At 54.4% G+C, this 23125-nt stretch carries 20 protein-coding genes and 1 riboswitch; of the genes, 15 read left to right on the top strand and 5 right to left on the bottom strand.

What is annotated here, in order from left to right:
* Positions 1 to 16 precede the first annotated feature (16 nt).
* Positions 17 to 2212 carry a primosomal protein N' gene (gene priA / locus J5224_RS16825; RefSeq protein WP_264626465.1) on the bottom strand — a complete coding sequence of 732 codons (2196 nt, stop codon included), beginning with the start codon at positions 2210 to 2212 and terminating at the stop codon, positions 17 to 19.
* A 341-nt stretch (positions 2213 to 2553) separates the two neighbouring features.
* Here priA and rpmE point away from each other — a divergent pair, with 341 nt between their 5' ends.
* The gene (gene rpmE / locus J5224_RS16820) at positions 2554 to 2769 is read left to right on the top strand and encodes a 50S ribosomal protein L31 (RefSeq protein ID WP_195313079.1); all 216 of its coding nucleotides are present in this window, start codon (positions 2554 to 2556) and stop codon (positions 2767 to 2769) included.
* Between the two features lie 59 nt (positions 2770 to 2828).
* Here the strand turns inward: rpmE and metJ are convergent, their stop codons facing one another.
* Entirely contained in the window at positions 2829 to 3146 is a 318-nt protein-coding gene (metJ, locus tag J5224_RS16815) for a met regulon transcriptional regulator MetJ (RefSeq protein WP_196907435.1), read from the bottom strand.
* 186 nt (positions 3147 to 3332) lie between these two features.
* Between metJ and metB the strand changes: the two genes are divergently transcribed.
* The 9 genes from metB (at position 3333) to metF (ending at position 13990) form a co-directional block, all read left to right on the top strand.
* On the top strand, positions 3333 to 4499 hold the full coding sequence (gene metB / locus J5224_RS16810; RefSeq protein ID WP_264626464.1) for a cystathionine gamma-synthase: 1167 nt from the start codon (positions 3333 to 3335) through the stop codon (positions 4497 to 4499).
* Positions 4496 to 6931: a bifunctional aspartate kinase/homoserine dehydrogenase II gene (locus J5224_RS16805; RefSeq protein WP_264626463.1), complete on the top strand. Its 2436-nt coding sequence runs from the start codon at positions 4496 to 4498 to the stop codon at positions 6929 to 6931. The genes metB and J5224_RS16805 overlap by 4 nt, the downstream gene beginning before the upstream one ends.
* 143 nt (positions 6932 to 7074) lie before the next feature.
* Entirely contained in the window at positions 7075 to 8265 is a 1191-nt protein-coding gene (locus tag J5224_RS16800; protein ID WP_264626462.1) for an ABC transporter ATP-binding protein, read from the top strand.
* 1 nt (position 8266) lies between these two features.
* On the top strand, positions 8267 to 9400 hold the full coding sequence (locus tag J5224_RS16795) for an extracellular solute-binding protein (protein WP_413544687.1): 1134 nt from the start codon (positions 8267 to 8269) through the stop codon (positions 9398 to 9400).
* A 72-nt stretch (positions 9401 to 9472) separates the two neighbouring features.
* Positions 9473 to 10312 (top strand): ABC transporter permease, encoded by an 840-nt coding sequence (locus J5224_RS16790; RefSeq protein WP_264626461.1) that lies wholly within the window; start codon positions 9473 to 9475, stop codon positions 10310 to 10312.
* On the top strand, positions 10309 to 11115 hold the full coding sequence (locus J5224_RS16785; RefSeq protein WP_264626460.1) for an ABC transporter permease: 807 nt from the start codon (positions 10309 to 10311) through the stop codon (positions 11113 to 11115). The genes J5224_RS16790 and J5224_RS16785 overlap by 4 nt, the downstream gene beginning before the upstream one ends.
* Positions 11112 to 12116 carry a LacI family DNA-binding transcriptional regulator gene (locus tag J5224_RS16780; RefSeq protein WP_264626459.1) on the top strand — a complete coding sequence of 335 codons (1005 nt, stop codon included), beginning with the start codon at positions 11112 to 11114 and terminating at the stop codon, positions 12114 to 12116. Before J5224_RS16785 ends, J5224_RS16780 begins: the two co-directional genes overlap by 4 nt.
* Positions 12117 to 12159: 43 nt before the next feature.
* Positions 12160 to 12921, top strand: coding sequence for a phosphodiesterase (locus J5224_RS16775; RefSeq protein WP_264626458.1), 762 nt, complete (start codon positions 12160 to 12162; stop codon positions 12919 to 12921).
* 175 nt (positions 12922 to 13096) lie between these two features.
* Positions 13097 to 13990: a methylenetetrahydrofolate reductase gene (gene metF / locus J5224_RS16770; RefSeq protein ID WP_264626457.1), complete on the top strand. Its 894-nt coding sequence runs from the start codon at positions 13097 to 13099 to the stop codon at positions 13988 to 13990.
* A 42-nt stretch (positions 13991 to 14032) separates the two neighbouring features.
* Here metF and J5224_RS16765 read toward each other — a convergent pair whose 3' ends face one another.
* Positions 14033 to 14452, bottom strand: a complete 420-nt coding sequence (locus J5224_RS16765) for a hypothetical protein (protein ID WP_264626456.1) — start codon at positions 14450 to 14452, stop codon at positions 14033 to 14035.
* Positions 14453 to 14885: 433 nt separating this feature from the next.
* Between J5224_RS16765 and oxyR the strand changes: the two genes are divergently transcribed.
* The gene (gene oxyR, locus J5224_RS16760; RefSeq protein ID WP_264626455.1) at positions 14886 to 15803 is read left to right on the top strand and encodes a DNA-binding transcriptional regulator OxyR; all 918 of its coding nucleotides are present in this window, start codon (positions 14886 to 14888) and stop codon (positions 15801 to 15803) included.
* On the opposite strand, the gene sthA is transcribed toward oxyR, so the two are convergent.
* Complete coding sequence (sthA, locus tag J5224_RS16755) at positions 15786 to 17204, bottom strand: Si-specific NAD(P)(+) transhydrogenase (protein ID WP_264626454.1); 1419 nt, start codon at positions 17202 to 17204, stop codon at positions 15786 to 15788. The two genes, oxyR and sthA, sit on opposite strands and share 18 nt — an antisense overlap.
* 217 nt (positions 17205 to 17421) lie before the next feature.
* On the opposite strand from sthA, the gene fabR reads away from it, so the two are divergent.
* Entirely contained in the window at positions 17422 to 18057 is a 636-nt protein-coding gene (fabR, locus tag J5224_RS16750) for an HTH-type transcriptional repressor FabR (RefSeq protein ID WP_196907442.1), read from the top strand.
* A 109-nt stretch (positions 18058 to 18166) separates the two neighbouring features.
* Positions 18167 to 18538 (top strand): YijD family membrane protein, encoded by a 372-nt coding sequence (locus tag J5224_RS16745; RefSeq protein WP_264626453.1) that lies wholly within the window; start codon positions 18167 to 18169, stop codon positions 18536 to 18538.
* A gap of 138 nt (positions 18539 to 18676) precedes the next feature.
* Here the strand turns inward: J5224_RS16745 and trmA are convergent, their stop codons facing one another.
* Positions 18677 to 19780, bottom strand: coding sequence for a tRNA (uridine(54)-C5)-methyltransferase TrmA (gene trmA, locus J5224_RS16740; protein WP_264626452.1), 1104 nt, complete (start codon positions 19778 to 19780; stop codon positions 18677 to 18679).
* Positions 19781 to 19920: 140 nt separating this feature from the next.
* Positions 19921 to 20134, top strand: a riboswitch (cobalamin riboswitch).
* 66 nt (positions 20135 to 20200) lie between these two features.
* Here trmA and btuB point away from each other — a divergent pair.
* Positions 20201 to 22030, top strand: coding sequence for a TonB-dependent vitamin B12 receptor BtuB (gene btuB, locus J5224_RS16735; RefSeq protein WP_264626451.1), 1830 nt, complete (start codon positions 20201 to 20203; stop codon positions 22028 to 22030).
* Positions 21975 to 22835, top strand: coding sequence for a glutamate racemase (gene murI / locus J5224_RS16730; protein ID WP_264626450.1), 861 nt, complete (start codon positions 21975 to 21977; stop codon positions 22833 to 22835). Before btuB ends, murI begins: the two co-directional genes overlap by 56 nt.
* The last annotated feature ends 290 nt before the right edge of the window (positions 22836 to 23125 follow it).

The raw sequence follows: 23125 nt of genomic DNA, 5'->3' as shown, positions 1-23125 counted from the left end.
GTGTTAGCGAGAACGATCAGTTGTCGGTGGGGTCGACATCCAACACCCATTTCACTTTTCGCGCTTCGGGCAGTAACGGGATAAGCGGCAGTGAGGCTTTAACGACACGCTGAAGCGTGGCGCGGGAAGGGTGCTGCATCAGCAATTGCCAGCGAAAACGCCCGGCACGTTTGGGTTGCAAGGCGGGAACCGGGCCGAGCAGCCAGAGTGCGTCATCCTTGAGCGGGCTGCTTTCCAACAGGTTGCGCAGTTGCTGGAGGAAAAGCGGCGCATGCTGATTATCGTGATCGTCGGCGCGGAACAGAATGTGGCTGGTGTAGGGGGGGAGAAACACGCTCTGGCGTTCTTTCAGCGTCTGACTGGCGAAGGCATCGTAGCCCTTTTGTAGCAACAATTGCAGTAACGGATGGTCAGGGTGATGGGTTTGCAGCACCACTTCGCCGCTCTTCCCGGCGCGTCCGGCACGTCCGGAAACCTGCGTATACAGCTGGGCAAAACGTTCTGTGGCACGAAAATCGGCAGAAAACAGTGAGCTGTCGACATCCAGCAACGCCACCAGCGTAACATCCGGGAAATGGTGCCCTTTTGCCAGCATCTGTGTACCGATAAGAATTCGCGCATCACCTTGACGCACCTGCGCCAGTTGCTGTTCCAGCATGCCTTTGCGGCTGGTGGTGTCGCGATCGATACGGGTAATGGGCACATCGGTGAACAGGGAGGTCAGCGATTCCTCCAACTGCTCGGTGCCCAAACCAACGGGCACCAGATGCGTTGAACCGCAGTGCGGACACTGCTGCGGCACCGGACGTTGGCTGTCACAATGGTGGCAACGGAGCTGACGCTGCTGCTGGTGATAGGTGTAATAGTGTTCGCAGCGTTGGCATTCCGCAATCCAACCGCATTCGTGGCACATCACCACCGGCGAAAAACCCCGGCGATTAAGAAACAGGATGACCTGATTGTTGTGTTCCAAATGGTGGCGAATGCGGGTAATCAGCGGCTGTGACAGGCCGCTGGTGAGCGGTAATCCTTTGACATCGAGGATATGCTGGCGCGCAGGCTGTGCATTGCCCGCACGCTTGCGCAGCGTGAGCTGGCGGTATTTGCCGTTCTGCACGTTGTAGAGCGTTTCCAGCGCCGGCGTGGCGGAACCGAGCACGATGGGAATATTTTCCTCTCTGGCGCGGAACACCGCCAAATCACGCGCGTGATAGCGCCATCCTTCGTGCTGTTTATAGGAGCCGTCGTGCTCTTCATCGATGATGATCATTCCCAAGCGAGCAAACGGGGTAAACAGCGCGGACCGGGTGCCGATGACAATCGCGGATTCTCCGCTGCGTGCGCGTAGCCAAACCGCCAGACGTTCGCTGTCGTTCAGTCCCGAGTGCAGCACATCCACGGGCGCGATGAAGCGTGCGCGGAAACGGGCAATGGTTTGTGGCGTCAGGCCGATTTCGGGTACCAGCACCAGTGCCTGCTTGCCTTGTGATAACACATTTTCCAGCGCGCTCAGGTACACCTCGGTTTTACCAGAACCGGTGATCCCCGCCAGCAACCAGGCGGTAAACTGGCTGTCTTCGCTGCGAATGGCTCCCACGGCGGTCGCCTGCTCGGTATTGAGGCGCAGCCGCTCATCATGGGTGATGGGCTGGTCACGCCAGTCCCGCACCTCCGCGTCGATGGCCTTGAGATCGCACAACCCTTTGGCGCGCAACGCCTGCAAGGCAGTTTCCGTCAGACCGGATTCATTCACCTGATGGCGGTACAGCGCACCTTGTATCAGGGCTGCCAGTGCCTGCTGCTGCTTGCGGGCTCGCGCCAGCGTGGCGAGTGGCGTGGCTTTACCTTGTTCGGTGGCGAACCACTGCCAGAGCGGAGCGCGATGGGCCGGTTTGCCCTGTCGCAGCAACATCGGCAAGGCGTGGAACAACACTTCGCCAATCGGGTAGTGATAGTAGCCCACGGCCCAGAGAAGAATGCGCCACAGGCTGGCAGAGAAAAGGGGCTGCGCATCGAGCACGTCGTGAATGGATTTGAGCTGTTCTACCGGAAGTTCGCTGCGATCGCTGCACGCCACGACAATACCAATCGCCTTGCGGTTGCCAAAAGGCACGCTGACGCGCACGCCCGGCGATGGCGTCATGCCTGCGGGCAGCAGGTAATCGAATGTGCGTGCCAGCGGCACGGGCAATGCGACCTGAACGATGGACATGCTTTCTCCGGCTGATAACTCTGGCGCTCTGCTGTTTTCCTTGCACAGCGCAGTCCGACGGTACGATGTGTTACCGCGCCGTGGACGTCATGGGGGCTTGCGCCGCCAGTGTACAGGTTGCAGACTAAAATGTGTTACCTGATTGCATCGGCTGGCTAATTTCTGTATGATTCGCCGCCTTTATACGACTTTGCCATGCATGGTGTAATGACCGGCGCGACGGCGAAGCGTATACTGATCGTAGAGCGTCAATGTACAGTGCTGTGCTTACAGTACTTAACTTCGTGTGGTGTCTGGCGAAACAGGGCTGGATAGCGACACGGCCTTAACAGAGGTTTGCCATGAAAAAAGGTATTCACCCGAATTATGTAGCGATTACTGCAACGTGTTCTTGCGGTAACGTTATCAAAACCCATTCGACTGTGGGTCACGATCTGAACCTGGACGTTTGTGGCGAATGCCACCCGTTCTATACCGGTAAACAACGTGTTGTTGACACTGGTGGTCGTGTTGAGCGCTTCAACAAGCGTTTCAGCGTGCCGGGCAGCAAAAAATAAGCGTCCGCGCATAAACAATAAAGGCACCCTCGGGTGCCTTTATTGTTTCTATCGCCCGATCAATATTCCCACGTATCCGGGTCAATCCCCATCTCGCGCATGATCGCCTTGGCCACCTCAGGGATTTCATCGCTGCGCTCTTTACGCAAATCGTGGTCATCCGGTAGTGGCTGACCGGTAAATGCGTGCAAAAACGCTTCGCACAATAATTCACTGTTGGTTGCATGGCGCAGGTTATTAACCTGACGTCGGGTGCGCTCATCAGTCAGGATTTTCAGCACTTTAAGCGGAATCGAGACCGTGATCTTTTTAACTTGCTCGCTCTTTTTACCGTGTTCAGCGTAAGGGCTGACATACTCGCCGTTCCACTCAGCCATGGGATACCTTAAAAATATAGTCGTCGGGAAGATAAAACCGTCATGATATGAGGGTGATTCTAACGGGATTTCCGTCAATGCTCAATCTATACGCAAAGAAGTTTAGAAGTCTAGATGTATTGACGTCCGTTGAGCTTGGGATTACTCTTGACAGCCTATACCCTGCCGCCAGTTAGGAAAATGACCATGACGCGTAAACAAGCAACGATCGCCGTTCGTAGCGGACTTAATGATGATGAACAATACGGCTGTGTGGTTCCGCCGATTCATCTCTCCAGCACCTACAACTTCACCGGTTTCAACCAGCCCAGAGCCCATGATTACTCACGTCGCGGTAACCCGACGCGTGATGTGGTGCAACGCGCGTTGGCCGAATTGGAAGGTGGGGCTGGATCGGTAATGACCAGCAGCGGCATGTCAGCCATTTTGCTGGTGTGCACCGTGTTTTTGCGTCCGGGTGATTTGCTGGTTGCACCTCATGATTGCTATGGCGGCAGTTACCGTTTGTTTGACAGCCTGAGCAAGCGCGGCGCATTCCGCGTAAAATTTGTCGATCAGGGTGACGCGGTTGCGCTGGCAGCGGCGCTGGAAGAGAAACCCAAACTGGTGCTGGTGGAAAGCCCCAGCAATCCGCTGCTGCGCGTGGTGGATATCGCCGCCATTTGTCAGGCGGCGCGTGAGGCCGGTGCGGTTAGCGTGGTGGATAACACCTTCCTGAGCCCGGCGTTGCAGCGCCCGCTGGCCTTAGGGGCCGATCTGGTGGTGCACTCTTGCACCAAGTATCTTAATGGTCACTCCGATGTGGTAGCGGGCACGGTGATTGCCAAAGACCCTGCACTGGTGACGGAGCTGGCCTGGTGGGCGAACAATATTGGTGTGACGGGGGCCGCGTTTGACAGCTATCTGCTGCTGCGCGGACTGCGCACCCTTGGCCCGCGTATGGCTGCCGCGCAGAAAAATGCGCTGCAACTGATTGATTACCTGCAAACGCAGCCGCTGGTGAAAAAGCTTTATCACCCTTCGCTGCCGAACAACCCCGGCCATGAGATTGCGCGTCGTCAGCAGTCCGGTTTCGGTGCCATGTTAAGTTTCGAACTGAACGGTGATGAAGACACTCTGCGCCGTTTCCTGGGCGAACTGGAACTGTTTACGCTGGCAGAATCGCTGGGCGGCGTGGAAAGCCTGATTTCTCATGCAGCCACCATGACCCATGCGGGCATGGCACCGGAGGCGCGTGCGGCAGCCGGTATCTCCGAAACCCTGCTGCGTATTTCGGTCGGCATTGAAGACGGTGACGATCTGGTGGCGGATCTGGATCGGGCATTCCGGGTGGCAACTGAGGGAGCAGCATGAGTGCGTTAGGCGTATCAGCGGCGGTTTCTGGCCGCCAACTGCATAAATTTGGCGGCAGCAGTCTGGCAGATGTGAAGTGTTATCAACGCGTCGCGGGGATCATGGCTGAGTACAGCCGCCCCGGCGATTTGATGGTGGTGTCAGCCGCAGGCGGCACCACCAACCAACTGATTAGCTGGCTGAAACTGAGCCAGAGCGATCGCCTTTCTGCCCATCAGGTGCAGCAAGCGCTGCGGCGTTACCAAAGCGATTTGATTGCCGGTTTGCTGCCTGTGGATGCCGCAGAGCGGCTGACCACCCTTTTTATCCGCGATCTGGAGCGTCTGGCGGCGCTGCTGGATGGCGGCGTGACCGATGCAGTTTATGCCGAAGTGGTGGGGCACGGCGAAATTTGGTCCGCACGCCTGATGGCGGCGGTACTGAACTTGAGCAACATCGATGCCAGCTGGTTGGATGCGCGCGATTTCTTACGCGCTGAACGGGCTGCACAGCCGCAGGTGGACGAAGGGCGCTCCTGGCCGCTGCTGCAACAGCTGTTAACGCAGCATGCGGGGCAACGGCTGGTGGTGACCGGTTTTATCAGCCGCAACGAGGCCGGTGAAACGGTATTGCTGGGGCGCAACGGCAGTGACTATTCGGCGACGCAAATCGGTGCGCTGGCGGGTGTGGAGCGCGTGACCATTTGGAGCGATGTGGCCGGTGTTTACAGTGCTGACCCGCGTAAGGTGAAAGATGCCTGTCTGCTGCCTCTGCTACGCCTGGATGAGGCCAGCGAACTGGCGCGTTTGGCGGCACCGGTGCTGCATGCGCGCACCTTGCAGCCGGTGTCAGCGAGCGATATCGATCTGCAACTGCGTTGCAGTTATAACCCGGAACAAGGCTCCACGCGCATCGAACGCGTGTTAGCGTCGGGCACCGGGGCAAAGATTGTCACCAGTCACGATGACGTTTGCCTGATCGACGTACAGATTCCTACACAGCACGATTTTGCGCGCGTGCACAAAGAGATTGAACAATACGTTAGCCGTGCGCAAGTGCGCCCTCTGGCGATTGGCGTGCATGCCGATCGCAATCTGGTGCAACTGTGTTACACCTCGGAAGTGGTGGATAGCGCCTGGCATGCATTGGAACAGGCGGGATTGCCCGTGACGTTCACACTGCGTGAAGGATTAGCGCTGGTGGCCATGGTCGGGGCTGGCGTATGCCGTAACCCGTTGCATAGCCACCGTTTTTATCAGCAGTTAAAAGATCAGCCCATCGAGTTTGTCTGGCAGTCCGAAGATGGCATCAGCCTGGTGGCGGTGCTGCGCGTGGGGCCGACGGAGCATTTGATTCGCGGTTTGCACCACTCATTGTTCCGTGCTGAAAAACGGATCGGCTTGGTGTTGTTTGGCAAGGGCAATATTGGTTCCCGCTGGCTGGAGCTGTTTGCGCGCGAGCAGGCGCTGATTTCGGCGCGTACCGGCTTTGAGTTTGTGCTGGCGGGCGTGGTAGACAGCACGCGTAGCCTGCTGAACTATGACGGGCTGGAAGCCAGTCGTGTGCTGGCCTTCTTTGATGATGAAGCGCAGGAGCGTGATGGTGAAGACCTGTTCCTGTGGATGCGTGCTCATCCCTACGATGACCTGGTGGTGTTGGATGTGACCGCCAGTGAAGCGGTATCGGATCTCTATCTCGATTTCGCCAGCTACGGTTTTCACGTGATCAGCGCCAACAAGATTGCGGGCGCATCCAGCGGCGATCGTTATCGCCAGATTCGCGATGCTTTTGCCAAAACCGGACGCCACTGGCTGTATAACGCCACGGTGGGCGCTGGGCTGCCGGTGAACTATGCGGTGCACGATCTGCGCGACAGCGGTGACAGTATTTTAGCCATCAGCGGCATTTTCTCCGGCACCTTGTCGTGGCTGTTCCTGCAATTTGATGGCAGCGTACCGTTCACCGAACTGGTGGATCAGGCCTGGCAACAGGGGCTGACGGAGCCAGACCCGCGTGTCGATCTCTCTGGGCAGGACGTGATGCGCAAACTGGTGATTTTGGCGCGTGAAGCGGGTTATGACATCGAACCCAATCAGGTTCGGGTGGAATCACTGGTGCCTGCGGGCAGTGAAGCGGGTTCTATCGATCAGTTTTTCGAAAATGGCGATTCGCTTAACGAGCAGATGGTACAGCGTCTGGAAGCGGCACAGGAGATGGGATTGGTGCTGCGTCACGTAGCACGATTCGATGTCAGCGGCAAAGCGCGCGTGGGCGTGGAAGCGGTACGACCGGATCATCCGCTGGCTTCTCTGCTGCCGTGTGACAACGTGTTCGCTATCGAAAGCCGCTGGTATCGCGACAATCCGTTGGTGATTCGTGGGCCGGGCGCCGGACGAGACGTTACGGCCGGGGCGATTCAGTCGGATCTCAACCGTTTGGCTCAACTGCTGTAAGGCCTCTTCTGTTGCTAGCGGTGGTTTTTGACCACCGCTATTCCACTTCACCCTGTCACTGAAATGTCATGGCGTTAACACGCCGTTGACATCATTGCCCCGGACAATCAGCCTCATCGAAAGGTTAGTTTGGGTGCACAGGTGTGCAAAATAGAACATCTTCTGCTTTAGCAACGCCGCACATTACGCTCGCGCATCTGCATGCCGGGTACGGTGCTACGTCTGTTTTAAATGATATTCACCTGGAAATTGCTCACGGGGAATTTGTCGCTCTGCTCGGTGCCTCTGGCTGCGGCAAGACCACTTTGCTACGCACTATTGCCGGGTTTGCGGCGCCCGATGCCGGTGCGGTACTGGTTAACGGCCAGGACATTACCCGCTATCCGCCGGAAAAACGCGGCATGGCGCTGGTGTTTCAAAGTTACGCGCTGTGGCCGCATATGACGGTGGCACAACACATTGCCTATGGTCTCAAATTACGGCGTATGCCGAGAGCGGAGATCGCCCTCCGTGTGACACAGCTTGAAAACATGCTGGGGCTGACCGGGTTGGGGGAACGCAAACCGGCACAGCTCTCCGGCGGCCAGCGTCAGCGCGTCGCGCTGGGGCGAGCATTGGCGATACAGCCAGACATCTTGCTGCTCGACGAGCCCCTCTCCAATCTGGATACCCGCATTCGCTTGCAGCTGCGTGATGAGATTCGCGCTTTGCAGCAGCGCTTGGGCCTTACAGCCATTCACGTGACCCACGATCGTGAAGAAGCCATGGTGATGGCAGATCGCATCGTCATCCTACACCAAGGGCGCGTGATGCAGGCGGGCAGCCCGCAACAGGTTTACCACCACCCGGCCAGTGCCTTTGTCGCGGCGTTTATGGGGGCTGAAAATCAGCTGATGCTGGAAGCCTACTATGACGGCGAACGATTGACGCTGCGTGGCGACGAGCAGGGGGCGGCGCTGGTGCCACAGCATGCGACGTTGCAACCCGGCACGGTGGAAGCGCGCTTTCGCGCCGAAGCCGCACAGCTCTACGATGCGACACAAGCGCCGCCCGCGGCTCCCGGCATGCTGGTGCGTCAGGGCACCGTGTTGGCCCAAAGCTATCCGGGGGGGCATTGGCAGCACACAGTGGTCAGCGGGATATGGCGGATGCAGGTGCATGCTTCTGTGCCTTTTGACGTCGGTCAGCGCGTGGAGGTGCAGATCCCGGCTGAGGCACTATTCCTGTTTCCGGCGTCTGATACGCCAACCCCGTTCGCGTCAACATCACTGGCTGCTGCTTCTCACAATTCGCTTCCCGGCCTGACTACCCAATCTTGTACTGGAGACCACTGACATGAAACGCATTTTTGCTGTAACGCTCATGATGGGCGCTTCACTTTCTGCCGCGCAGGCGCAAGAGCTGACCGTGTTGACGGCTGGCGATCAAAACATGGTCGATTATGTGAACGACTATCTGGGGCCGTTGTTTGAGCAACAGCATCCGGGCGTCAAAGTCAGAGCCGTCGGCACCGGACCTGGTGATGCTGGCTCACAGAAGATCCTTGAGCGTTTTAACGCGCAGCAAGCCGCAGGCAGCAAAGTCTGGGATACCGACGTTGCCGTGGTACATGAAAAATTTGTCGGCCCGATGGTGAAGGAGGGCCAACTGCTGCAATACCGTGATGCGATCGCGAGTGGTAAGTTGGTCACCATGGCGGCGGCAGACAAAGCACTAGGCAGTGATGTCAAAGGCTATGTGATGCCGATGTTCAGCAGCCAAACCGCACTGGCCTATAACCCGGCGTTGGTACCGAACCCGCCGAAAAGCTATGACGAGTTGCAACAGTGGGCGGCAGCGCACCCAAAACAGTTCGGCTATAACGGCATTAAAGGGGGCGCTTCGGGCGTCAGCTTCGTGATGGGATGGGTTTACGCTTACGGCGGTGATGCCAATAAGCTGATGAACGGCCCGTTTGAAGAAACGGAGGCGCAGAAATGGCAACCGGCGTTTGAACGCCTGAAAGCGTTTAATAAAAACGTCACCCTGACGCCGGGCAATGCGGGCACGCTGGATATGCTGAGCCGGGGTGAGATTGCTATCGGCCCTGTGTGGGTAGACATGTTCTACTCGTGGAAAGCGAACGGCCAGCTGCCGGATAACTTTAAACTTCTGCTGCCTGCCCCGGGCATGCCCGGTCAGCCGATGCACTACGTGATCCCGGCACAAGCCCCCAATCGTGAGTTGGCCCAGCAGTTTGTCGAACTGGCGACCAGCCCGAAAGTGCAGGCGCAAGGCATTGTTGAACGTTTCAATTGGTATCCGGGTATTGATGCTAAATACGTTCAATCGGAACTGAAGCCGGAAGTCTGGCAGCGTCTGTTTACCGATATTTCGCCGCAGGATCTGGTGACCAAAGGGAAAACCTTCCCCATCGCGCCGTATAACACCGCGATCCTCAATGCTTATGAGCGCGCGATGGCGCAGTAATCGCCCGCATTATTGACCTGATTGATTGATAGTGTCCTTCCCGGTCCGTCTGGCCGGGAAGGGGAGAACCGCATGTTACCACTCCCTTCTTTTTCTTCTCGTCTGGCCGGCATTGCGCTGGTGCTGCCTGCGCTACTGGTGGTGGCGCTGTGCTTTATCGCACCGCTCGGGCTGTCGGTTGGCGGCGCTTTTGTCAGCGAGCAGAGCATCGGCGGGGCCAATTTTGTTACCGCGTTGACGCTCTACACCCCGGATATCCTGTTTACATTGCTGATAGTTGGCGTGTCTACGTTACTGATTGGTCTGTTTTCCGTATTGATCGGCGGCTACCTGACGCTGGGGGAAAATCCGCGTTGGGTCGCACTGCTGCGCTGGGTTTATCGCTGGCCGCTGTTTATCCCGTTTATTGTCACCGGACAGATTTTACGCACCTTTCTGGCCAAAAATGGCTGGCTAAACGGGGCATTGGATATGCTGGGCATTGTCGATATTGCCAGCGCCAGCAACTGGCTCGACTGGCGCGGTATCGTGTTTGCCTTTGTCTGGAAACAGACGCCGTTTGTGGCGCTGTTGGTATCCGGTGCGATGGCATCGCTGGATCGCGCAACGATGGAGTCAGCGCGCAATCTTGGCGCGGGTCGGCTGCGTATTCTGTTTGAAATTGTAGTGCCGCAGGTGTGGCACACCTTGCTGACCGGCTTGATTCTGTCTTTTGTGACCATGATGTCGGTGCTGTCGGTGCCGCTGATGATCAATGCGCAATCCCCGACGCTGTTGAGCGCCAATATTGCTTTTCGTATCAATGCCTATGGTGACTATGGCGTGGCGAACGCGCTGGGTGCCATCTCGCTGCTGATGACGGCGGTATTTGCAGTTATCTATCTGCGTATCAGCATGAGGGATAAAGCATGAAGCGCGTATGTGGATGGCTTGCCCCGGCGCTTATTCTGGGGGTGTTGATTTTTCTTATCTTTGGCCCACTGGCTAACCTGCTGCTGTGGGCAGTGGCGGAAAAATGGTTTTATCCGCACCTGTTGCCTAATGAATGGGGTTTTGCTTTCTGGCGGCGCGTGTTCTCGGCACGCAGCGTTGCCTGGGAAGCGCTGGGCAATAGCGTGTTGGTGGCGATATTCACCGTGCTGGCCTCGCTGGCGCTGGCTATTCCCGCCGGGTTTGCACTGGCGCGGCTGGCGTTGCCTGCGCGCGGCGTTATTCTGCTGGTTTTTCTGATTCCACAGGCGTTTCCCAATCTGACGGTGTACGTGAATATCGCTCGCCTGTTTTATCAGTGGGGGCTTAACGGCACGCTGTTTGGCGTGGTGCTGGTGCATACGGTGCACGGGTTGGTGTTTGCAGTGTGGATTGCCTCTGCGGCGTTTGCTGCTATTAGCCGTGAAATGGAACAGGCCGCCCGTTCGATTGGGGCTGGGCCGTGGCGCACGTTTATCGATATCTCCTTGCCGCAAGCGCTTCCGGGGCTGATGGCGGCGGCCATATTTGTCTTTCTGGAATCGTTGGATGAATTCACGGGGAGCTACTTTGTTGGCGCGCCGGATGTGCAGATGATGCCACTGATGCTGTACAGCGCGGGGGCGGGCGGCAATTACCAGATTGCGTCGATAACCGCGCTGGTATTACTGGTGCCTTCCATTGTTTTCATGCTGGTGGTGGAACGTTTCCTGAAAGCAGACGTGTTGGCGAGGATTGGAAAATGAGCATCAGCAAACAGCGTTATGTCAGCGCGCAGGATGTGGCGCGCCGGGCAGGCGTATCGCGCTCGGCGGTGTCGCGCAGCTTCACACCGGGCGCAAGCGTTTCGGCAGAGACTTACGCCAAAGTGATGTCGGCAGCGCAGGAACTGGGCTATCAGGTCAATGATCTGGCGCGCGGCCTGCTGGCGAACAGCAGTCGTTTGGTGGGATTGGTGGTCACACAGCCGGAAGTGGGTTTTCGTGCCAATCTGGTCGCGGCGCTTTCTCAGGCACTTATTCAGCGCGGTTCGATTCCGGTGCTGATCAATACCGGACACACGCGCGGCGCGATGGCAGCGGCCCGTTCGATTCTGTTCGGCCATCGTGCTGAAGCGACTATCGTTTTGTCTGGTTCACCGCCGCAGGAGTTTGTTGAACTGGCGCAGTTGAATGGTCAGCCGTTGATCGTCATTGGACGCAATGACGATGCCTGCGACAGCGTGCATATCGACAATGACACAGCGGCACGTACGGCGGCGCGCTTGTTCGCCGCTGACGGCAGAAAACAGGTGGCACTGATGGGCTCGGTATCAGCCACGCCGAACATTGTTGAGCGTGAGCAGGCATTTTGCGATGAAGCGCGCACGCTGGGATTGGATGTGAGCACGGTACGTGGCGTCGAATCAGACTATGCGGGCGGGCTTGGTGCCTGTCAGGCGCTGTTTGCGCAACCGCCAGTGGATTGGCCGGATGCCGTGTTCTGCATCAACGATTTAATGGCGTTTGGGGTGATTGATTGCGTGCGTCAGCGAGGATTGTCAGTCCCTGACGATCTGGCGGTTATCGGTTTCGATGATATTCCTGCCGCAGGCTGGGATGCCTATTCGCTGACCACCTTCCGTCAGGATCCGGTGGTAATGGCCGCACAGGCGCTACAACTGCTGGAACGCCGACAGGCACAGCCGCAGGCACCGACTAGCAAAGCCGAAGTGAGCGCGCCACTGGTACGCCGCCAATCGGCCTGAATATCTTGAACATGCCACACATTGTGATGCACAGAGGGAAACCATGAAAATCATTCAGCTCTCCGACCTTCATTTAACGACGCCAGGCCGTGTGTTGCATGGGCGCGATCCGCTGCAACACTTTCAGGCCGCGATTGCGGATATAAATACGCACCAGCGCGATGCAGCGTTGGTGGTTATTTCTGGCGATCTTTCCGATGATGGCAGCGCGGCATCTTACGCTGCTCTGGCTGATACGCTGGCGGAATTGCAGGTTCCCTGGCGTGTGACGTTAGGAAACCATGACGACCGGGGGGCCTTTCTGCGCGCGTTTCCCGCGTTAGCCGATGAGCACGGTTTTATCCAAAATATCACGACCCTCGGCGATTACTGTGTGATTCTGCTGGATTCACTGCAAAGCGGTGATGTCGCGGGAAACCTGTGCAGTACGCGCTTACAGTGGCTGGAAGGCCAACTGCGCCGAGCGCAGGACAAAGCGGTATTGTTGTTTTTGCATCATCCGCCGATGCCCATCGGTTTACCGTCGCTGGATGAGGTGCGGTTAGCACCGGACGCCGCCGATGCGTTGCATCAATGCTGCTTGCGTTATGGCAACGTTCGGCATATTGCCGCAGGCCATGTGCACCGTCCTGCCAGCGGTAACTGGCGCGGTATTACCTTTAGCACGGTGCGCGGCACCAACCACCAGTCTGCACTGCGTTTTGTCCCCGGTTTTGACATCAGTCAGGAAACGCCGCAGTACGCTATTTTTTGGGTAACGGCGCAGGGGCATACCGTGCATTTCAACGACGTTCCCGTCCTGTAATGTGGTGCGGGACAGCATGATGAAAAAAATTCATTTACCTTGAGCAATCATCAACAGCTTTTAAACGAAATTCGTTGACTCTTGGGTGAGATTCCGTCATTTTCTATATAGACGTCTAAACGTATAGACGTTCGATGAATCATGACGGTAACGTGACGATAAGGGTGGCAAGGGTATGAGTTTTTTTCACGCAAACCAGCGGGAAGCGCTGAATCAAAGCCTGGCGGAGATCCAGGGGCAAATCAATGTTTCCTTTGAGTTTTTCCCGCCGAAAACCAGCGAAATGGAAGAAACGCTGTGGAACTCAATTGACCGCCTGAGCAACCTGAAACCCAAGTTTGTTTCTGTTACCTACGGTGCAAACTCTGGCGAACGTGACCGCACGCACAGCATTATCAAGACGATCAAAGAGCGTACCGGGCTGGAAGCGGCACCGCACCTGACGTGTATTGATGCCTCCCGTGAGCAACTGCGTGAAATCGCAGAGGATTACTGGCAGAGCGGTATTCGCCACATTGTGGCGCTGCGTGGGGATTTGCCGCCGGGAGGGGGGAAACCGGACATGTATGCCGCTGATTTGGTGAGCCTGCTCAAAAGCGTCGGTGATTTTGATATCTCGGTTGCGGCTTATCCGGAAGTTCACCCGGAGGCCAAAAGCGCGCAGGCCGATCTGATCAACCTGAAGAAAAAGATTGATGCGGGGGCCAATCGCGCCATCACGCAGTTCTTTTTCGATGTAGAAAGCTATTTACGTTTTCGCGATCGCTGCGTCGCAACGGGTATTGATGTGGAGATTGTGCCGGGCATTCTGCCGGTCTCCAACTTCAAACAACTGCAACGCTTTGCTACCATGACGAATGTGCGCGTCCCGAACTGGATGACGGCAATGTTCGATGGATTGGATAACGATGCTGACACTCGCAAAATGGTGGGCGCGTCCATCGCCATGGACATGGTGAAAATCCTCAGCCGTGAGGGCGTGAAAGATTTCCACTTCTATACGCTCAACCGTGCCGAATTGAGTTATGCGATTTGCCATACACTGGGTGTAAGACCTGCCGTTAACTGATCAAAAACTATTTTGGCAGTGCGTAACCGTTGCGCGCTGCCATTACGTGCGTTTTTCTTTTCCTCTTTCCCCTATCGCTTTGCTGGTTGTCGGGCGATCCTTACTCTCGGGTTCCGACTCTGATTCACAGAGTGACATCTCAGAATCCGATTCGGTATCGTAGTCTTTGGCTTGCTCATCAAGAATATAGCCATGGATTTTTACCTCTAGCTTATCCAACCGGGGAATTTTACTGAAGTTATGCTTTTCAGGATTATTGATAATAATCTCTAAACATCTTCGCGTTTGTTTTAATATGGATTCCAGTTCTTTTTTTCTTTCAGCGCGCAATGCCGGGGGATCATCAGGTATTGATTTAACGCGCCATAACCTCAAAATGAGATCATTGATATCACCGTTTCTGACATGCTTATCCGCAGGTAAACGTGAGTGGTGACATCGCCCTTGCTGGTATATTTTCATTAATATTCTTTCTCAGTTTACGGCTTTTCTCGGACATTAACCCGACTGAAGCTAATGGCATACTAAATTTCGCTACTGATGCGTGCGCAGCGCTTGGCTCGATTCCACTTTTTATTCAAGCTTCATTGATATGTTGCAGGGTAAAATAATTATGTCATTATTGATGCGCTATGTTATTACCACTACCTACGGTAAAGCGTATCGGCTTTGTGCGTTTTTAATATTTGGCATCATATGATTATCAGCACTGAAGGTTTTATAAAATTTCAATAATGAAATAAAGTTCATTTTCTTAACGCCGTCGCTGGTTATATTTTTTAACCGATAAGATACCGTTGTTGTCGGGAACCCAACATTTTCTTTGTTGATAGGGTTTACCATTGATTGGTATCCTACCTATCGTTTTTGGCTATCGTGTTAAGGATAATGATAAATGAACATTCGGGATCTAGAGTATCTGGTGGCGTTAGCTGAACACCGCCACTTCCGGCGAGCAGCAGACTCCTGTCACGTCAGCCAACCGACGCTCAGCGGTCAAATTCGCAAATTGGAAGATGAACTGGGCGTGATGTTGTTGGAGCGTACCAGCAGGAAAGTGTTGTTTACTCAGGCGGGTCTGCTACTGGTAGAACAAGCCAGAACCGTACTGCGTGAAGTCAAAGTGCTAAAAGAGATGGCAAGTCAGCAGGGAGAGACGATGTCCGGCCCTTTACATATTGGGTTGATCCCAACAGTTGGGCCTTACTTGTTGCCGCATATTATTCCGATGCTGCACCGCACGTTCCCCAAGCTGGAAATGTATCTGCACGAAGCACAGACACACCAGTTACTGGCGCATCTCGATAGCGGTAAGTTGGACTGTGCCATTCTCGCGATGGTGAAAGAATCAGAAGCCTTTATTGAAGTCCCGCTATTTGATGAACCCATGAAACTGGCAATTTATCAGGATCACCCGTGGGCAAACCGTGAGCGTGTCGCCATGTCGGACTTGGCGGGTGAAAAACTGCTGATGCTGGAAGATGGCCACTGTCTGCGCGATCAGGCGCTGGGGTTCTGTTTCCAGGCCGGGGCAGATGAAGACACACATTTTCGTGCCACCAGTCTGGAAACGCTGCGCAACATGGTTGCAGCAGGCAGTGGTATTACATTGCTTCCTTCACTCGCGGTGCCTCATGAGCGCCAGCGCGATGGAGTATGTTATTTGCCGTGCTATAAGCCTGAGCCGAAGCGAACTGTTGCGCTGATATACCGCCCTGGATCGCCGCTGCGCGGCCGCTATGAACAACTGGCGGACGCGGTTCGGGAACATATGCAACACTATTTAGACAGTGCATTAAAACAAGCGGTTTAATCCATTGAGTGCCGCCACTCGGTAAGCTTCGGCCATCGTTGGGTAGTTAAAGGTTGTATTAACGAAGTATTCGATAGTATTGCCTTCACCTTTTTGCTCCATGATGGCCTGGCCGATGTGGATAATCTCCGCAGCACGCTCGCCAAAGCAGTGAATGCCGAGAATCTGCAGGGTTTCACGGTGGAAAAGTATCTTCAGGCTCCCTACGTTCATACCGACGATCTGCGCCCGTGCCAGATGCTTAAACTGCGCCCGCCCAACCTCATAGGGCACTTTCATCGCCGTAAGCTCCTGCTCGGTTTTCCCCACCGAACTGATTTCCGGAATGGTGTAGATCCCCGTTGGGATATCTTCGATGAGGTGTGCACTGGCATCGCCTTTGACGATGGCCTGTGCGGCCAATCGTCCCTGATCGTAGGCTGCTGAAGCCAGGCTGGGATAGCCGATGACGTCGCCCACGGCGTAGATGTGTGCCAGTGCGGTTTGGTACATGCTGTTGACTTTCAACTGGCCGCGCCCATCGGGCACCAAACCGATTTTTTCCAGCCCTAACGTCTCCGTGTTGCCGGTGCGCCCATTGGCGTACAGCAAGCAGTCGGCCTTCATCTTTTTACCGGATTTAAGATGAACAATGACGCCGTCAGCGGTGCCTTCGATCGATTCGAACTCTTCATTATGGCGAATGACTACACCATTGTTCCAAAAATGGTAGGACAGGGCGTCGGACATTTCCTGATCGAGAAACGCCAGCAGGCGATCGCGGGTGTTGATCAGATCCACTTTTACGCTCAGACCACGAAAGATCGAGGCATATTCACAGCCAATCACGCCTGCGCCATAAATAATCACGTGTTGGGGCTCGTGATCCAGTTCCAGAATGGAATCGCTGTCGTAGATACGGGGATGTGCAAAGTCTACGTTTGTCGGGTGGTAGGGGCGTGAGCCGGTGGCAATGATAATGTGGGCCGCCGTAAGCGTATCTTGCATATTATCGGGGTACTGTACGGCAACGGTGTGCTCATCGATGAAATGCGCTTCACCTGAAAATATTTCGCAATGGTTGCGTTCGTAAAAACCCTGACGCATACGGGTTTGCTGGCCGATGACGCTGTCTGCGTGGCGTAGGATATCGGAGAACGAGGAGCGAATAGGGCGGGCATTATCGCTATACAGCGGGTTCTGGTTAAATTCGATGATGCGGCTGACGGCATGGCGCAAGGCTTTGGAGGGGATGGTTCCCCAATGTGTGCATCCACCGCCGACGTTGTTATAGCGCTCGATGACGGCCACTCTGGCACCTTGCTTTACCAGCCCCATTGCGGCCCCTTCGCCGCCTGGGCCGGAACCAATAATGATGGCATCATAATCAAACGGTTGCTGAGTTTGTGCTTGTTGTATCATGGTAGGGTAATCCTGTTTTTATACAAGCCGATAACGCTATTGTAACACCGCCGCATGCATAACCCAATTTATCCCTGCTGCGGGTATGACAATCCTCTGCCTCATTTTCAATATGGCAAACTTTGTCTCAGTATGTCGCAAGTAAAGTTTGCTATAGTGCTTTCCTGGAGAGGAAAGCGGATGGTGTCAGCTGAATATGGGTGTCGGAACGCAAAATATGGGTGTCAGAGCACAACAAAAAGAACGCACTCGCCGTTCCTTAATCGAAGCTGCTTTCAGTCAACTTAGCGCCGAACGGAGTTTCGCCAGCCTGAGCTTGCGTGAAGTCGCGCGTGAGGCGGGCATCGCTCCTACCTCTTTTTATCGCCACTTCCGCGATGTTGATGAATTAGGTTTGACGATGGTCGATGAAAGCGGCCTGATGTTGCGTCAACTGATGCGACAGGCACGCCAGCGCATTGCCAAAAGCGGCAGCGTTATCCGCACATCGGTCGCCACCTTTATGGAGTTCATTGGCAACAACCCCAATGCGTTCCGTCTGTTGTTGCGTGAACGTTCGGGGACCTCCGCAGCGTTTCGTGCTGCTGTCGCCCGTGAAATCCAGCATTTTATTGCGGAACTGGCGGACTATCTTGAAGTGGAAAATCATATCCCGCGTGAATTTGCGGAGGCGCAGTCTGAAGCCATGGTCACGATAGTGTTTAGTGCTGGCGCAGAGGCGTTGGACGTTGGGCTTGAACAGCGGCGACAATTGGAAGAACGCTTGGTGCTGCAATTACGCCTGATTGCCAAAGGGGCTTACTACTGGTACAGAAAGGAACATGAGAAGGAAGTGAATACGTCTGACGTGTAGCCGCGAGCCTGAGGTGAGGTTTCCCTCAGTTAAGGCGGTACGCGGTAGGCGCCTCATCGTGTTCCTGAGTGTTTAAAACGCTTGAGTGTTTAAAACTACGGGAGACATCATGACAAAATACCCTCATCAAGAAAAAGGCACCCTGGTTTTGGCATTGATCGCCGGTTTGTCGGTCAATGGTTCATTTGCCGCCTTGTTCAGTTCAATCGTGCCTTTTTCCGTCTTTCCGCTGGTTGCCCTGGTGCTGTCGGTTTACTGCCTGCACCAGCGTTACCTCAATATTGAGATGCCTGAAGGCATACCGCTGCTGGCTGCTGCCTGCTTTTTGCTGGGGTTGTTGCTGTATAGCGCGTTGGTTCGCGTTGAATATCCGCAGATTGGTTCCAACTTCCTGCCGTCATTACTGTGTGTGGTGTTGGTGTTCTGGATTGGCTTGCGGCTTAAAAAGCGTCGCCCGGTAGACGACGCGCCTGCATCCTGATGGTTACGCAAGCCCTTTTCGGCATGTCCGTGTTTCTCGGTGAATCACGACGAGGGGCGCTCCGGCGGCTCACGCCGCTACGACCCCATCGCCGCACTTCACCTAACCACGGGCTTTGTCATCAGCCTGAGAAGGCGGTTACGCCTTCTTCTCTAATAGCACGCCGCATTCCATATGGTGGGTGTAGGGAAACTGATCGAACAGTGCCAGACGCGTGATACGGTGCGTCGTCGTGAGTTGGGTCAGGTTATTGCACAGGGTTTCCGGGTTGCAGGAGATGTAGAGGATATGCGAGTACCCCTGCACCATGGACAGCGTTTGGTCGTCCAGGCCGCTACGCGGCGGATCGACAAAAATGGTGTCGCACTGATACTCGGACAAATCGATACCCTGCAAACGGGTAAATTCACGCTGACCCTGTAGTGCTTGGGTGAATTCTTCTGCCGACATGCGAATAATCTGCACGTTATCAATCTGGTTCGCGGCGATGTTGAATTGTGCCGCGGCGACAGACGGTTTGGCGATTTCGGTGGCTAATACACGATTGAAATTACGTGCCAATGCCAATGAGAAGTTGCCGTTACCGCAATACAGCTCGAGCAGATCGCCTGTTGAGCCCGCGGTAGCCTTCAGCGCCCACTCCAGCATGTGAATATTGACGGCGGCATTGGGCTGGGTGAAGCTATTTTCAATCTGGCGGTAGGTCATCTCACGCCCGGCGACGGGCAGGCGCTCATCCACATAATCTCTGTCGAGACAGATTTTCGTTTTTGTTGCCCGGCCAATCAGTTGCAGAGCGAATCCCTGAGCGCGCAGTGCATCGCGCAGCGCGCATGCCTGCTGTTGCCACTCCTCATCTAACGCTTTGTGGTAGATAAACGTCACCACCACTTCACCGCTCATCGTCGACAGATAGTCAATCTGAAACAGCTTGCGGCGCAGTACCGCATCGTTGCGTAATGCATCGATCAGAATGGGCATGAGTCGATTAATCAACACGCTGGCCGCAGGGAACTGATCGACTCTGATCCGCTGTTTGGTCTGCTGATCGAACATGATGTGGTAGAGATCGTCCCCTTCGTGCCACATGCGAAATTCGGCCCGCATACGGTAATGATTGACCGGGGAACGAAACACCTCTGGCTCAGGCGCAGCAAAGGGCACCATCATCTGCCGTAGACGTTCCGTTTTTTGTGCAAGCTGGTCGTCATACTGTTCGATGGGCAGGTTCTCTGGCGTCATGGGGTTCTCGGCTTCAAAACGATAATAAAGGTGAAAAGAAGTTTACTGGCCGGGATTGTAGGGCATCTCGAAGGGATGTCCAGCGTTGTTGCTGCGATAATAATTTCACATAGCGGAAGTCTAGACATCCGTAAGCGACCATCGTAGCATAGCGTGCCGGTATTGCACTGTGTGCTGACGCAGTGTGAGTTAAAAGGGAATCCAGTGAAAATCTGGAGCTGACGCGCAGCGGTAAGGGGAAGAGAAACGATAGCATTGAATGCAGACACTGCCTGCGGGTGGGAAGTCGTCGTTTCTGATTGCAACAGCAATGTCACCCAAGCCCGAAGACCTGCCGGTTTACGTCGCAATGTTCACGATCGTCGCGAGCTATCGATTGTGGTAATGCGGCATCCGTAATGTAATTTGGATGCTAACTACATGTCTTATAAAAAATTATCGCTGTTGGCAGCGCTCTCTGCCACGGCTTTTTCTGGCTGGGCGCAGCAAACTGACAACACCATGGTGGTTACCGCTAACCGTTTTCAACAGCCTGTGAATACGGTGTTGGCGCCTATTGATGTTGTGACTCGAGAGGATATCGATCGTTGGCAGCCGAAAAGCCTAAATGATGTGATGCGTCGTTTACCCGGTGTGGATATTGGGCAGAACGGTGGACGTGGGCAAATGAGTTCTCTCTTTATTAGAGGTACGAACTCCAACCATGTATTGGTATTGGTGGATGGCGTGCGTTTAGCTTCCACGAGCGTGACTGGCAGCATTGATTTCAGCCAGATTCCAGTTTCTCTCGTGCAGCGTATCGAATTTATTCGCGGCCCTCGTTCCGCAGCTTATGGTTCTGAGGCCATTGGCGGTGTGATTAACATCATTACGCAAAAAGAAAGTGATGGTGGAAAATTGCAGGCTGGTGTGGGCTCAAATCGTACTCAGAGCTATGATGGAAGTATCCGACAGCATCTGGGGGAAAATACGGCGGTATCCTTGGCTGGGGCTTTTGATGAAACGCAAGGATACAATGTATATCCTTCTTCAACGTTCTCTGCTGATAAAGATAATGACGGTTTTCGCAGCAAATCGCTTTGGGGCAGTGTTGAGCATCGCTTTAATGATGATGTGGCCGGTTTTTTCCGCTCTTATGGTTACAACAATACGACGGATTACGATCGTATTTATTCTGATAGCTATAGCGATGTACGCCAACTCTATTCCAAAAGTTTTGATTCGGGCTTACGTTTTCAGCATGAAAGATGGAGTTCTCAGTTAGTAGGGAGCTATCAGACTTATAAGGACTATAACTTCAATAGTACAAACGGTAACTACTCTACAGGTTATTCACTTGCAGAGATTACCCAGCGCAGCGTGTTATGGGGCAACGCTGTCCAGGTTGGTTCAGGAACGGTCAGTGGTGGCGTAGACTGGCGTCGGGAAGAGAAAAAATCGGGCTCAGGTAGTGAAGCGTATTCACGTGAAAATACTGGATTGTATTTGTCAGCGCAGCAGCGTTATTTTGATCAGTTAACGCTGGAAGGTGCCGTTCGTACCGATGATAGTACGCAATATGATCGCCATAATACTTGGCAGACTGCGGCTGGATGGGAGTTCGTCCCCGATTATCGCGTTACTTTATCGTATGGTACAGCATTTCTGGCACCTAGCTTTGGTCAGCTTTATGGCGGATGGTGGGCGAATAGCAATCTGAAACCTGAAGAGTCTAGTCAATGGGAAGCTGGCCTTGAGGGAACTACGGGACCACTTTTCTGGCGTTTGGCTACCTATCGTAATGAAATCGATAATTTAATCGGTTCTGATTCGGCTGGTAGGTACATTAATACTGACAAAGCGACTATTAAAGGCGTGGAGTGGACGGGAAGCGTAACCACTGGCATTTTCAGCCATAGCCTTACTTTGGAGTATCTCGATGCTCGTCGAGATGCTGACAATGAAGTGCTGGCAAGACGCGCGAAACAAAAAGCCAAGTATCAGTTGGATTGGACCATGTATGATTTCGATGTCAACATCGCTTATCAATACAGCGGTAAGCGTTTTGACAACGCAACCAGTTCTTACAACCTTGAGCAGCGTCGTCTGCCAAGCTACAGCACAGTAGACCTCGCTGTATCATATCCTGTCACCTCTCATCTCACAGTTCGTGGTAGAATCGCCAACCTGTTTGATAAAGAGTACGAGACAGCATATGGCTATCAAACGGCAGGAAGAGAGTACTATCTCAACGGAAGCTACACCTTCTAACCTGCCCGCCCGCCCCACGGTGTTGGTGTTTGACTCCGGCGTGGGGGGGTTATCTGTGTATAACGAGATTCGGCAGTTGCTGCCGGATCTTCATTATATCTACGCCTTCGATAATGAAGCGTTCCCCTACGGTGAGAAACCGCAAGACTTTATCGTTGAGCGTGTGGTTCACATCGTTTCTGCGGTACAACAGCGCCATCAACTGGCCGCCGTGGTGATTGCTTGTAACACTGCAAGCACCATTTCACTGCCCGCATTGCGTGAGCGTTTTACTTTCCCGGTGATCGGTGTCGTGCCCGCCGTGAAGCCTGCCGCAAAACTGACACGCAATGGCATCGTCGGCGTTCTGGCGACACGTGCCACAGTGCAACGCTCCTATACCCATGAACTGATTGCCCGTTTTGCCACGGACTGCCAGATATTGCTGCTGGGGTCGGCGGAGTTAGTGGAACTGGCGGAAGCTAAGTTGCAAGGGGATAACGTATCCTTACTGGCGTTGCAGCACATTCTCCACCCCTGGCTGAAATTGCCTGAGCCTCCAGATACCGTCGTGCTTGGCTGCACGCACTTCCCGCTTTTGGCTGAAGAGTTACAGTTGGTGTTGCCAAACGGCACGCGACTGGTGGATTCCGGAGCGGCAATCGCCAGAAGAACCGCATGGCATCTTGCTAACCTTGAACAACCACCGGCGCTGAGCACGGAAAAGAATCTGGCGTATTGCATGACGATCACGCCTAAAGTGGCGACCCTGTGGCCCGTTTTGCAGCGCTTCGGCTTTGAATCGTTGGAAAAACTACCGCTTTAGTGGCTTTTTGGCGGAATAGTAGGCACTCAGAAATAAAATTGAAATTAGCCCTTGTCAGGGCGCGAGAAGTGTCTATACTGCGCCTCCACTGACACGGCAACAGCGATTCGCAGTTGCGGTAACAGTCGGAAAGTTAAACGCGAAATTGAAAAATTAACGTTGACTTTTCAGCGGTGCAGCGTAATATACGCCTCCCGCGCCACGGTAGATGTGGCAACGCTCTTTAACAATTAATCAGACAATCTGTGTGGGCACTCACAGGACTTTATCGTAAAGCCTACGGGCTTAAA

It is taken from the genome of Candidatus Symbiopectobacterium sp. NZEC135, from assembly GCF_025962695.1.
Note: the sequence above shows the minus strand (reverse complement) of the source record. Positions and strands in the feature narration are given on the sequence as shown.